This window comes from Sediminibacterium goheungense (genome assembly GCF_004361915.1).
Classification (GTDB): domain Bacteria; phylum Bacteroidota; class Bacteroidia; order Chitinophagales; family Chitinophagaceae; genus Sediminibacterium; species Sediminibacterium goheungense.
Window position 1 is genome coordinate 29540 of record NZ_SNWP01000010.1, and the last position, 13355, is coordinate 42894.

Below are 13355 nucleotides of genomic sequence, written 5' to 3' on the forward strand. Positions count from 1 at the left end.
TTTCTAATTTCCCTCCCCTCCTTCTTTCTCCATCATCAGATAGGCTTTGATAAAGCCATCAATCTCGCCATCCATTACCGGGCCTACATTGCCTACTTCATAATCGGTGCGGTGATCCTTGATCATTTTATACGGATGGAAGACATAGCTTCTGATCTGACTGCCCCATTCTATTTTTTTCTTATTGGCATTGGTTGCATTCATGGCTTCCTGGCGCTTGCGTAACTCCTCTTCATACAAACGACTTTTCAGCATTTTAAGGGCCAATTCACGGTTTTCGCCTTGTGTGCGTGCCTGCTGACATTCCACAATAAAACCACTTGGTATGTGTTTCAGCCTTACAGCCGTTTCTACTTTGTTTACGTTTTGTCCACCACTACCTCCACTTCTGTAAAAAGCCCATTCCAGATCTCCGGGATTCACGTTGATTTCAATACTATCATCTATTAATGGATATACAAATACAGATGCGAAAGAAGTATGTCTGCGCGCATTACTATCAAAGGGTGAAATACGAACCAGTCGATGTACACCACTTTCTGCTTTTAAAAACCCATATGCAAAATCACCATCAAATTGTAGTGTGGCACTTTTAATACCTGCACCATCACCTTCCTGGAAGTCAAGCTCTGTTACTTTCCATCCTTGCTTATCTCCATACATTCTGTACATACGGAGCAGCATTTCAGCCCAGTCCTGACTTTCTGTGCCACCTGCGCCGGAATTAATCTGGACAATTGCAGGCAGTTCATCTTCGGGTTTATTAAGTGTACTTTTGAATTCGGCGTCTTCGATTTGCGTTAATGCATGCTCATATGCCAGTTTGGTTTCTTCTTCTGAAGCATCGCCTCCTTTCCAGAAATCAAACAATACAGCAAAATCTTCAACGGCTGTTTCTACCTGTTTATACAGGCGAAGCCAGTATTCATTTACTTTAATTTCTTTCATGATAGCCGTAGCACGGGCATTATCATCCCAGAAGCCGGGTGAAAGAGAGAGTTGACGGTCGGTTTCTACTTTGTAATTTCTGTTATCGACGTCAAAGAAACCTCCTCAGGACAACTACACGGTCCCTTAAAATTTTAATTTGTTCTGCTGTCATAGTATAATCTTTGATTGCATGATTTTTTGATCTTTGATTTTTTAAGATGAATCATTTATTCAAATCAAAAAATCAAAGATCAAAAATCAAAAATAAACCATAAGTCTCGTAAGCCGGATTCTGTTCCTACACCATCATTTATCTTGTCACAACATTACTGTTGTGATCTTGCTGCCTACCCTGGAACCCTCTCGCCTAAGGCGAGATCGAACGAGCCGCTCTCAAAGATTCCTATACATGGCATTACAGCACCCAAGGTTTACCCTTCCGTCCTGTTACCAGAACGGAACGTGAGCTCTTACCTCACATTTTCACCCTTACCCCATCTCGCCTGAAGCGAGACAAGACGGTTATTTTCTGTGGCACTTTCTCGCCCCCACAGTACTGTGGGGGGCCGGCTATTCACCGGTGGGTCGCCCTATGCTGTCCGGACTTTCCTCCCCCGCAATACTGTGGGGGCGATGGTTCGAACCTATGGAAATACAAAGTTAACTGAAAAAAAGGAGGAGTAAAAGAATTCAAAAATCAAAAGGCAAAATTCAAAAAATACATCTCCTGCTTTTTGAATTTTGCCTTTTGATTTTTGGATTTGTATCATTAATACTGAAAAAAGATCTCCGTAGCCCCATAGCCAAAACGGGGATCATACTGATTAATAAAATTTTTCACCTCTCTTTTGGTTTTGAGAATATCATGTATTTCTTCCCGAAGCCTGCCTGTACCTACACCATGAATTACAATCAAAGAAGGCTGCCGGTGTGCAATCGCCAGATCGAACCATTTTTCAAATTCAGACAACTGGATACCAACGATTTCGATATTACTGAGCTTTTCATAGTTATCAGTCAGTTTTTCAATATGAAGATCAATGACTGAGCGTGCAGGTGGCAGATGCTGACGTACTTTAGATGCATCATATATCTTATAGCCCTTACCAGATAATTTAGAGAGGTCTACATAATCTTCTTCCACCTTGTCAGGATACACATCAAATAACTGATAGGAAATAGTAGGTTCATTGTTTTCCTTCATGGCTTCTATACGCTGAAACAGTTGCTTGGGCTTTAGTTTCAGTTGAGCCTCGAAATGAGCTGCTTTCTTTTTTTCGGGTTGGATTAATGAAAAATCAATGGAAAAAGAAGGGCTATCATTCACCGCTTCAAATGCAATATCATGCAGGTAAAAATCGTGAAAACCCTGTACCTGATTGGTTAATTCGAAATTTAATTCCTGTGCAAATAATTGCTTATATATAAACTGATAAGATTGTGGTGTTTTATTAACAAGATGCACTTTTAATACATCAACCACTTCATCATTGAAGTCGTCCAGTGAAAATTTAGGTATCAGGGATAGCCAGACACCATCTGCCACTTTAATCTGGTTGGGTTTGGGTTTCTCTTTGGGAATCTGGTCTATGTACTGCTTAGGTGCCGTCTTTTTTTCTTCTGTCTGTTTCTTTTTGGTGAACCTGTAGAAATAGGGAAAATCAATCTGATCCATGTATGCTGGAAACTTCACGCCCCTAACCTCAATCATCACCATTTTATCGTTGATGAGTTCTATGACCCTTCCCTCCTCATTGCTATGTAATACAATGATTTCGTCACCTACCTGATATTTCATACTGCAAAAATACGAATTAGCTTATGTAATCTCTAAACAATCGGGAATTCATAATGATCAAGAAAACCACAGATACTCAGATTATATTCATCCTAATCTGTGTATCTGTGGCTGATTATTCTTCCTGGATCCAACCAGACTAAGCTTTTTCAGGACTATTTAACACACTGTTTTTACGTCCATAAAAGAAATAGATCAGTAAGCCGAGTGTCATCCACATAAAAAACCAGGCCCAGCTTACAGCGGGTATTTCAATCATCAGGTATGCGCAGGTAAACACACCCATGATGGGTATAAAAGAGTAGTTACGAAGAAAGGTTAGTACACTCAGTACAATCGCAATGATGATAAATACAATAAAAAGTATCTCCTGGTAACCTTCAGTTGAAAGGTTATTGATGGCCAGTTGTAATCTTTCTTTGGTAAGAAAAATAAATATGAGTGTTAGTGCAGGAACAATCCATTTCCCGTTGATATACGGAAGATTAAATTTACCAGGTTCTTTTTTTACCGGTGGCAGTAACAATACGCCACCTGATACCAGCACAAATGCAAATAAAGTTCCGATACTGGTAAGATCTGTCATAATACCTGATTCAATAAACAATGCGCCTGTTGCTACAATGATTCCTGTTACGATTGAGGCAAAAACAGGCGTATTGTATTTTGGATGGATTTTCTGGAAACGTTTGGGTAATAATCCATCGCGGCTCATGCTCATCCAGATACGGGGTTGTCCGAGTTGAAACACCAGCATTACAGATGTTGTGGCCACCACCGCACTTATCGAAACAATTTTTTCAATCCATGGCGCCCTGTTCTCAAATACAAAAGCCAGCGGATCATTCACATCTTTGAAATTGGCATAGTTTTCCATACCGGTAAGTACCAATGCAATTAATATGTACAAAACTGTACAAATCACCAGTGAATAGATCATCCCTCTTGGCAGATCACGTTGCGGGTCTTTACATTCTTCGGCTGTGGTAGATATGGCGTCAAAGCCGATATAGGCATAAAAAACAGCAGATACCCCTTTTAATACGCCTGTGAATCCATTAGGCATAAAAGGTCGCCAGTTATTGGTATCAACAAAGAAGGCCCCGGCAATAATTACAAAAATAATCACCGCCACTTTGAAGATGACCATGGCATTGGCTGTTTTTTTACTCTCTTTAATACCGATAATCGTGATCCAGGTAATCAGTACCACCACCATAAAAGCGGGAAGATTAAAAAAGATATGCTTTCCTGCAACCACTGGCGCACTGTTGTAAGCATCAATGGCAAAACGATAAGATTCCAGTTGTACAGGATCCGTAATATTACCTGCAGCCATGGCATTGGTCGCTGTGGTAAATGCATTCGAAGCAGTAAGTGGGTCTACCAGTAACCAGTCTGGCAGGTGTATATTAAAAATATGTACCAGCAGGTTATTAAAATATCCACTCCATGAAATGGCCACTACAATATTTCCAATGGCATACTCTAATATCAGAGCCCATCCAATGATCCATGCGATCAGTTCACCAAAAGTTACATAAGAGTAAGTATAAGCACTACCTGCTACAGGCACACGGCTGGCAAATTCAGCATAACAAAGTGCTGAAAATCCGCAGGTAACAGCTGTGATGATAAAAAGTAAAGATATCCCCGGGCCTCCGTCATAAGCAGCGCCACCTATAGTAGAGAATACACCGGCACCTACTACTGCGGCAATACCCAGATAGGTAAGATCACGAACGCCTAATACCTTTTTTAAGCCTGTACCATGTCCATCTGAATGGCCTGCAGCTGCTTCCCGGGTAATTTTATCAATTGATTTTCTTCTGAAAAGAGAACCTGACATAGGGTTGGGTTTTGGTGTTGGTTGAATCTTTGGTTATATTATTGAACAGGTACAAGATAGTCCAATCCTGTTAATATTCTCTTTGAATCAGGAAATTGGCAAGTTCCTGTAAGGGCTCTTTGCGTACAGATCTTACGGCAATCGCATCCAGATGAGCAAGTGCTGTCTGCAGATATTTATCCTTTAATGATTTAGCCCATTCATCGATATTACAATCACGGAATATAGCAAGTATTCTTTCTACTTTATCAGCCGGATTTTGCTGCATCAGCTTTTCCAGTTCTTTACGCTGATCAGGTGTGGCTACTTCCAATGCATGTAAAAGAAGGAATGTTTTTTTATTCTGACGGATATCGCCACCCACATCTTTACCAAATTTCTCAGGATCACCGAAAGCATCAAGGTAATCATCCTGTACCTGGAATGCGATACCCAGATTTTTACCGAAATCGTACAGGTGTCTGCAATTACCCTCACTCGCCCCGCCGATAATGGCACCCATTTCAAGACTGGCAGCCAGTAATACCGAAGTTTTCAGGCTGATCATCTGTATATAGGCATCCAGTGATACTGATTCCATTTTTTCAAAATCCATATCCAGTTGCTGTCCTTCACAAACTTCTCTTGCCGTTGTATTAAAGAGGCTGAGAATACGATGCAGATATTGCGGGTTGATTTTATTAAGGTATTCATAGGCCCTGATCAGCATTACATCACCCGCCAGTAAAGCCGTACTTTCTCCATACCTGATATGCACGGTTTCCATTCCCCTCCGCAAGGGAGCCTGATCCATGATATCATCATGTATCAACGTAAAATTATGAAACAGTTCTATGGCGGTGGCCAGTTGCCAGGTATCCGCATGTATCTCATCAAACAATTCATTACCCATTAAACACATCACCGGACGAATACGCTTACCGCCCCAGGACAGAAAATATTCATTGGGTTCATACAGACTTGAGGGTTGTTCGGGAAAATGTCTGACTGCAAAATGATTCCCGAAATCTGTTACTAAATCTTTAAAACTGCGCATAATACAAACCTAAATATAAAAGCAAAAGCAACCTTAACTATTCCTTGAAGAATGTGAGGATTATTTTTGGCACGATTTTATCTAATAAGACAAAAAACACTGTTATGAAAAGAATAGTTCTGTTTACCCTGATTGTTTTTACCGCTTCTGTTGCCATGGCACAGAGCACGGGTTCAACCTACAAAACCGCTTTGGGTGTGAAAGTATACCCAGGTGCTATTAGCGTGAAACATTTCGTGAAAACTAATGCAGCCGTTGAAGGGCTTGGCTATATTTCCAATGATGGTTTTCGCCTGACAGGTCTTTATGAGTACCATGGTGATTTTACCGGTGTTGAAGGACTGAAATGGTATGTGGGTGGTGGTGCACACTTAGGTGTTTGGAGCGATAACTGGCGCAACCGTTATCCTACCAGAAATGATGGACTTGCCATTGGTGTGGATGGGGTTTTAGGTATCGACTACAAAATAAAAGGAGCTCCCTTAAACCTTAGCTTCGACTGGCAACCCTCTTTCAACTTCATCGGCTACAACTATTTTGAAGGTGGCTGGGGAGGAATTGGAATAAGATATACTTTTTAAAATAAGAAACAGAGGAATAAGGAATAAGAAATGAGAAAGTGCTATTTCCTTTCTCATTTCTTATTCCTTATTTCTTATTTATCGGTTATTCTAAACAGGCTGTCTACAAACTCATGTTTATTAAAGATGATCAGGTCATCTATTTTTTCTCCTACGCCTATGTACTTTACAGGGATTTTGAACTGATTGGCAATGGCCAATACTACGCCGCCTTTTGCAGTACCGTCTAATTTAGTTATAGATAAGGCTGTTACTTCTGTAGTAGCAGTAAACTGACGGGCCTGTTCCAATGCATTTTGTCCGGTTGATCCATCTAATACCAGCATTACTTCATGAGGGGCATCCGGGATTACTTTCTGTATAACACGTTTAATTTTACCCAGTTCATCCATTAGATGAAGCTTGTTGTGTAAACGACCTGCTGTATCAATAATTACTACATCAGCATCACGTGCTACAGCACTCTTTACCGTATCAAATGCTACGGCGCTCGGGTCTGATCCCATAGCCTGTTTTACAATGGGTACACCTACCCGTTCGCTCCAGATGGTTAGCTGATCAACCGCTGCTGCACGAAAGGTATCAGCAGCCCCAAGTATCACTTCCTTACCTGCTTTTTTATAGTTGTGTGCTAGTTTACCGATGGTAGTTGTTTTACCTACCCCATTCACCCCTACCACTAAAATTACATAGGGCTTCTTTCCTTCGGGTATCTCAAAATCTTTGTACGAAAAATCAGGAGCCTCAACTAGCATATCCTGAATTTCCTGTTGCAGTAGCTGATTGAGTTCTGTCGTATTTACATACTTATCCTGCTTAACCCTTTTTTCAATTCTTTCGATGATGGCCAGTGTTGTATCAATACCCACATCTGCTCCTACTAATGCTTCTTCGAGCTGATCCAGTACTTCATCATCCACAGTGCTTTTTCCAGCAATGGCCTTGGTTATTTTTGAAAGAAAACCCTCCTTGGTTTTTTGTAAACCCTGGTCCAGACTTTCCTTTTCTTTCTTCCCGAATAATTTATCAAAGAATCCCATAGGAGATGGTTTTATAGCTTCGATTAAATACAAAAAGCCTTCCCGTTGCAGAGAAAGCTTTTAATATGATTAGCATGAGAAAAACTATTTCTCAGACATGTAATCCTTCACCTTGTCTTTGTGCACAATTGCCTCTTTAAAGGTATATGCACCTGTTTTGGGACTGCGTACAGCCCTGATAACTTTAGTCCAGTTCTTAGCTTCAGCGGCTGCTTTCTGGTCTTTTACTTTCGCGTTTTTGGAAGCTGCTTTTGCCATGATTATTTAATTTCTTTATGAACAGTTACTTTTTTCAAAATGGGGTTGAACTTTTTCAGTTCCATACGCTCAGGCGTATTTTTCTTGTTTTTGGTAGTGATATAACGGCTTGTACCGGGCAGACCTGTAGTCTTATGCTCTGTACATTCCAGAATTACCTGTACCCTGTTACCTTTCTTTGCCATTGTATTAGGTAGTTTTTTCTTGTTGTTTAATTAGATCTTAGCTCCCTGGGCTCTCATTTCTTTGATCACAGTCGCTAAACCGTTTTTGTTGATGGTTCTTAAAGCATCAGTAGACACCTTCAGGGTTACCCAACGGTCTTCTTCAGCAAAAAAGAAACGCTTCTTCTGTAAATTTGGTAAAAAACGGCGCTTGGTCTTAATGTTTGAGTGAGAAACACTATGCCCAACAATCGGCTTTTTTCCAGTAACCTGACATACTCTTGCCATGACTCAATTTTTTTCGGGACGGCAAAGGTAGGGAAATGCACCAAATTATCCATACAAAAACCGCTTTTTTTGGGAAATTTGTTCACATTCCCCTTGAAAATTTGATTTAGACTTTCAGTTTATCCACAATCGAAGGTCAGGAAGTCCGAAAGTCGGGAAGTCTGAAAGCCGTTTACTATATACATATGAAAAAATAAATCTTGTATTGATCGTTGATTTACTGATGTTTTTGTGATAGTTTACGATTACAAAAACATCAGTAAAATCTTCTTTCAGTCTTCCCGACTTCCGGTCTTTCGGACTTATGATCCTGACGAAGGAAGCACTACAACCTGATAATATCCCCAAAAAATACCGCATTCATAAACAGCTTGGAAGTACCCAGCCAGAATGCCCTGAAATTCAGGTTATCGACCATTGATATCACTTTCCCTCTTCCTACCCCGTCAATATTAATCGCTGCTGTTTTTTTAACCACTTCTTTGTACCCTCTGTACAAATAACCACTCTGAAGGGGGTTTTCTGTATACATCACGGGTGAATCGTAAGGATTATTGTTCTGGTCCATGAACAGGGTATTCGATTTAAATATGCTTACCGATGGATCGCGATAACCATAAGCAAGTGGATGGGTTAGATCAAGTTTTGCCTCAAAAAGAGAGCCTGCCATATCTTTTGCTCGCATTTCATCTGAGCGGAGATAATAGGGTAATTGTAAGGTCGTATCTCTTTTTTCATCTGCATTTTTAAAAATCACCTTTGTGAATCCATTTACAGAAAGCCATTTGGTGGCATCTTCGGTAGCAATCAGTGTACCGCCTGCACTAATCCACTCTCTCAACTTATCCTGAGCAGGCTTACTGAGGTTATTATAAGAACCTGAGGGCATGATGATAACATTGTACCGATCGGCATTGATGCTGTTGAAACGATCCACATCCACAATGCTCACAGGAATATTATAACGGATATCGATCATATGCCATATTTCACCTACATCTGTGGCACTGGTGCCATTACCGCCAAACATCATAATTTTTGGCTGTTTTACATTGTTAAGACTGGCACTTCCCAGATCAATTCCACCAGCTGCCAAACCCGTTGGTAAAGCAAAAACCTCTACGCCTGTACCAGCAGCTTCCGTGCCGATGAGGCCAGCCAGTTCTTTTCCTTTTAACGCCTGTGTTGCAGCAGGTATTACAATGGTGCCATATTCAAAAGATTCCTCCTTACCATCTACCATCATTTTGAATTTCTGTGTAGCTACTTTAGCCTTGATACCTTTTGTCTGCAAACGATGTAATACTTTGGGGGCATTATAATCATCCCAGCGAAAAGCATAGGCGGTTGCATTCTGAGACAAATTCATTAAAGGTATACTCAACGGTACGGCATTGATCACTTTAGCCCCCAGCAATTGATCGTAGCTGGTTTTCACTTCTGCAGTTGGCATACCAAAAGCCAATGACATGGTCCATGCAGTGACATCATAAAAAAGACTGTCTTTGTATTCAAATGTTTTCTCAAAAACGGTTTTAATGATTTTAAACTGCTGCTGACTGGCAGGAATTACAAAGGCTTTACCTGCTTTAAATTGTTTACCATCAGCTGCATAATCCTGTTTAAGACTGAAGATATCTACCTGATGGCGCAACAGCATTTGAATAAAGGTTTGTGTACGTGTATGATCATACTGATCGCCAACCACAAAAGCTTTAACCGGGTAGGCGGCTGATTCCTTCTCAACTTCTTTGAAAAAGTCGCGTTGAAACTTCAGCATATCTGTACGCAGCGATTTTGCAGCTGCAAGTGTTGACAAGGCAGCTGTAAATTGATTTCTGATGGTAAAGGGAAAGGTAAGTAGTCCGTTTTCTGTTTCCTGTGCATGCCCCCGGCTGCTTGCCTGCTCAAACAGAATACCTACCCCACCATTGATATCAGGATAGGTAGATCCTTTTCCATAATAAAAATCATCGTAGCCTTCTTTGGTAAAGTACAAGGATCCGATGCTGTCGAAATATTTAGCGTGGAAATTACCGATGGCTGCAGTAAGCTCCTGATTTTTTGCAGGGGTATTTGGGTTTACACGTGAGGGTACACCGGGTTGAAAAAAGAAAGATGCATTACTGCCCATTTCATGGTGATCTGTCAGAATATTGGGTTTCCACTGATGAAACAGTTGCAATCTGTTCTGGCTCTCCCTGTGTTGCGCAGGTAACCAGTCTCTGTTTAAATCAAACCAATAATGATTGAAACGTCCACCCGGCCACACTTCATTAAATTCTCTCGCCTGCGGGTCTGCTACCATTGTCTGGCTCTTATGCATATTGGCCCATGTGGCAAAACGGTTCAACCCATCCGGATTAAAAGAGGGGTCCAGAAGAATCACTGTTTTATCAAGTAATGCCTCTATTTCTGGTCCCTGGGCGGCCGCCAGATAATAAGTCGTTAATAAAGATGCATTAGATCCGCTGCTTTCATTTCCATGAATACTATGTCCTATCCATACAACAACAGGCATGTCATTTATATTGAGATTCCCGGATTTATCGGCCTGCGTTAACTGCACATGCTGTTGCCTGATCTGTTCCAGGTTCTGCTGATTTTTGGGAGAAGTAATCACCAGTGCCAGTTGCGGCCTTCCTTCATAGGTTGTACCAAGTTGCTGTATTGTTACCCTGTCTGAGGCTGCATCTACGGCCTTCATATAATTTACCAGACGGTCGTGTGTTACATGCCACTCCCCTACTTCATGCCCGATAACAGAGGATGGCGTGGGTATGGCAGCATTGTAGCTTACATTTTTAGGGAGGTAATAACTGAGTTCCTGTGCATAGGTGATGGTGGTTACCATGACCGCAATAAACAGTAGCATCTTTCTCATGATAAGTATTTTGGGCACTCAAGATAATGAAAACAAAAAAGCCATCCGCAAGTGGTGGATGGCTGGGTGAAATAGTTATGCAGGTATTTAAATCAGCTGCATTTTCATCACTTTAGGATCAACATGCACTGTATCATGTTCGAAATCCAATTTGATGCGCCATTTCTGCATGGTAGCTGCACCTATTACTGCTTCTTCCGTCAATCCCGGCACTAATAGAAATTCGTCACTCACAACCACATCTTCAATCCAGAAATCGACGATTACACGGTGTGTCACTTCTATGCGTTGCCCCTCACTGGCCGTAGCAATATATCTTGGAGTTGGTAATTTTTCCTTATTCGCAATCTGATCAATATATGCCGGATGAATGCAGGATAAATTAGCACCACTATCAAACAATGAGTATAATCTTCTCTCACCTTTTGAACCAACAAATAACAATGGAAGCTTTATAACTGACATAAAAAATGGTTGTTTTATGCTAATGTAACTACCATTAACCATAAAACAACCATTCAGTAAAATTTTGCGGTAAATACGCTACCACACTACATCTCAGGCGTATTACGCATACATTTCCTCTCTTAATTCCTTCACTCTTTTGTCTTCCATGTATTCATCGAAAGTCATCAGACGATCTATGATTCCTTTGGGTGTTAATTCAATAATTCTGTTCGCCACGGTTTGCATAAATGTATGGTCATGCGATGTTAACAATACAATACCCGGGAAACTGATACAACCTTCGTTAAAGCTCTGGATACTTTCCAGATCAAGGTGGTTGGTTGGCTGATCTAATACCACCAGGTTAGGATTCTGCAGCATCATGCGGCTTACCATACATCTCACTTTCTCACCTCCACTCAGCACATTTGTTTTCTTCATGATATCGTCGCCACTGAACAGCATTTTTCCGAGGAAACCACGGATGAATGGTTCATCCGCATCTGTTACATGTGCAGGCACAAACTGACGTAACCAATCCATCAGATTAAGACCTTCTTTAAAAAATTCATTGTTTTCTACAGGCAGGTAGGCTTTTGTGATGGTAGTGCCCCATTCAAACTTTCCGGCATCGGCCTGCGCATTGTCATTAATAATTTCAAAGAAACTGGTAACCGCAAGCGGATCCTTACTCAGAAAAGCAATTTTCTCTCCTTTATTGATGCTGAAATTTACTTTATCAAAAAGCACACGCCCGTCTACCGTTTTTTTAAGGTTCTCAATATTCAATATCTGGTTACCTACTTCACGTAATGGCTGGAAAATGATACCAGGGTATTTTCTGTTGGAAGGTTCAATTTCTTCAATGGTCAGTTTCTCCAATGCCTTCTTTCTGGAAGTAGCCTGCTTACTTTTGGAAGCGTTTGCAGAGAAGCGGGCAATAAAGTCGATCAATGCCTGACGTTTTTCTTCCACTTTCTTATTCTTATCATTGATCTGACGGCTCATTAACTGAGATGACTCATACCAGAAGGTATAGTTACCCGTGAATACTTTTATTTTAGAGCGATCCACATCAGCCACGTGGGTACATACGGTATCCAGAAAGTGACGGTCGTGACTCACTACCAGTACAATGTTTTCGTAGTCTGCCAGAAAGTTTTCAAGCCACCCAATGGTTTCAATATCCAGACCGTTGGTAGGCTCATCGAGCAGGAGGATATCAGGGTTACCAAATAAAGCCTGGGCAAGCAAGACCCGCACTTTCATGTTAGAGGGAATATCCTTCATCAGGCTTGCGTGCATATCATCTTTAATGCCCAGACTACTCAATAAGGTAGCCGCATCACTTTCTGCCGTATATCCACCCATTTCACCAAATTCAGCTTCCAGTTCACCTGCACGGATACCATCTTCTTCAGAAAAATCTGCTTTGGCATAAATCGCTTCTCTTTCATGCATGATGGTCCACATTTTCTGGTGGCCCATCAGTACCGTATTCAATACAGTACACTCATCAAATTCAAACTGGTTCTGCTTAAGGAATGACATCCTTTCACCAGGCGTAATTTCTACGGTCCCTTTATTGGGTTCAATCTCGCCGCTCAGGATTTTAAGAAAAGTAGACTTGCCGGCTCCATTGGCCCCAATTACACCATAACAGTTACCCTTTATGAAATTGATATTTACTTCATCGAACAATACCCTTTTACCATAAGCCAGGGTGATATTTCTTGCGCTGATCATTGCTTTTCGTTGTTTTCAGGGCGCAAAATTACGATTAAAGCATGGATTTTTACTTTGTTTTTCCTGAACCTGTGTCCCGGCCCCATAAGATTATGTTTATGCTATTATGCTGCAACTGAATGTCGCAAGTAGAACGATATTTGTTTTCGTAACCCTGACAGTCTCCTTTGATAAAGAAAACTTTAATGAAAAGGGTTGCCGATGACTTGCCCGTCAGACTTTGATAAAAAAATATATATAAGATTTATACTTTACAGATATCCATGGGTAAAGTTTATAATCTGGATACAAAATTCTTTTAATCAACAATTTACATGTTCTTATATTTACACCT

12 protein-coding genes and 1 other RNA gene are annotated in these 13355 nt (G+C 40.9%); 1 reads left to right on the forward strand and 12 read right to left on the reverse strand.

What is annotated here, in order from left to right:
* Nucleotides 1-3: 3 nt before the first annotated feature.
* The 5 genes from prfB to BC659_RS00145 form a co-directional block, all read right to left on the reverse strand.
* Nucleotides 4-1102, reverse strand: a protein-coding gene (gene prfB / locus BC659_RS00125) for a peptide chain release factor 2 (RefSeq protein WP_425470272.1) whose coding sequence is annotated in 2 segments (ribosomal slippage) — nt 4-1041 and nt 1043-1102 — 1098 coding nt in all. Because the reading frame shifts where the segments join, the coding sequence is not laid out codon by codon here.
* A 93-nt stretch (nt 1103-1195) separates the two neighbouring features.
* Nucleotides 1196-1580, reverse strand: an RNA gene (gene rnpB / locus BC659_RS00130) — RNase P RNA component class A.
* A 119-nt stretch (nt 1581-1699) separates the two neighbouring features.
* Complete coding sequence (locus BC659_RS00135; protein WP_133472557.1) at nt 1700-2728, reverse strand: Smr/MutS family protein; 1029 nt, start codon at nt 2726-2728, stop codon at nt 1700-1702.
* Between the two features lie 139 nt (nt 2729-2867).
* Nucleotides 2868-4577, reverse strand: coding sequence for an amino acid permease (locus BC659_RS00140; RefSeq protein WP_133472558.1), 1710 nt, complete (start codon nt 4575-4577; stop codon nt 2868-2870).
* Between the two features lie 70 nt (nt 4578-4647).
* Entirely contained in the window at nt 4648-5613 is a 966-nt protein-coding gene (locus tag BC659_RS00145; RefSeq protein WP_133472559.1) for a polyprenyl synthetase family protein, read from the reverse strand.
* Between the two features lie 104 nt (nt 5614-5717).
* On the opposite strand from BC659_RS00145, the gene BC659_RS00150 reads away from it, so the two are divergent.
* Nucleotides 5718-6194, forward strand: a complete 477-nt coding sequence (locus BC659_RS00150) for a hypothetical protein (RefSeq protein WP_133472560.1) — start codon at nt 5718-5720, stop codon at nt 6192-6194.
* A 74-nt stretch (nt 6195-6268) separates the two neighbouring features.
* On the opposite strand, the gene ftsY is transcribed toward BC659_RS00150, so the two are convergent.
* The 7 genes from ftsY to BC659_RS00185 form a co-directional block, all read right to left on the reverse strand.
* Nucleotides 6269-7234, reverse strand: coding sequence for a signal recognition particle-docking protein FtsY (gene ftsY, locus BC659_RS00155; protein WP_133472561.1), 966 nt, complete (start codon nt 7232-7234; stop codon nt 6269-6271).
* Nucleotides 7235-7318: 84 nt separating this feature from the next.
* Nucleotides 7319-7492 (reverse strand): DUF4295 family protein, encoded by a 174-nt coding sequence (locus BC659_RS00160; protein ID WP_133472562.1) that lies wholly within the window; start codon nt 7490-7492, stop codon nt 7319-7321.
* 2 nt (nt 7493-7494) lie between these two features.
* The gene (rpmG, locus tag BC659_RS00165; protein ID WP_133472563.1) at nt 7495-7677 is read right to left on the reverse strand and encodes a 50S ribosomal protein L33; all 183 of its coding nucleotides are present in this window, start codon (nt 7675-7677) and stop codon (nt 7495-7497) included.
* A 30-nt stretch (nt 7678-7707) separates the two neighbouring features.
* Nucleotides 7708-7944, reverse strand: a complete 237-nt coding sequence (gene rpmB / locus BC659_RS00170) for a 50S ribosomal protein L28 (protein WP_133472564.1) — start codon at nt 7942-7944, stop codon at nt 7708-7710.
* A gap of 325 nt (nt 7945-8269) precedes the next feature.
* Entirely contained in the window at nt 8270-10828 is a 2559-nt protein-coding gene (locus BC659_RS00175; protein ID WP_133472565.1) for a M14 family metallopeptidase, read from the reverse strand.
* A gap of 87 nt (nt 10829-10915) precedes the next feature.
* Complete coding sequence (locus tag BC659_RS00180) at nt 10916-11293, reverse strand: retropepsin-like aspartic protease (protein ID WP_133472566.1); 378 nt, start codon at nt 11291-11293, stop codon at nt 10916-10918.
* A 102-nt stretch (nt 11294-11395) separates the two neighbouring features.
* Nucleotides 11396-13021 (reverse strand): ABC-F family ATP-binding cassette domain-containing protein, encoded by a 1626-nt coding sequence (locus BC659_RS00185; RefSeq protein ID WP_133472567.1) that lies wholly within the window; start codon nt 13019-13021, stop codon nt 11396-11398.
* Nucleotides 13022-13355 lie beyond the last annotated feature (334 nt).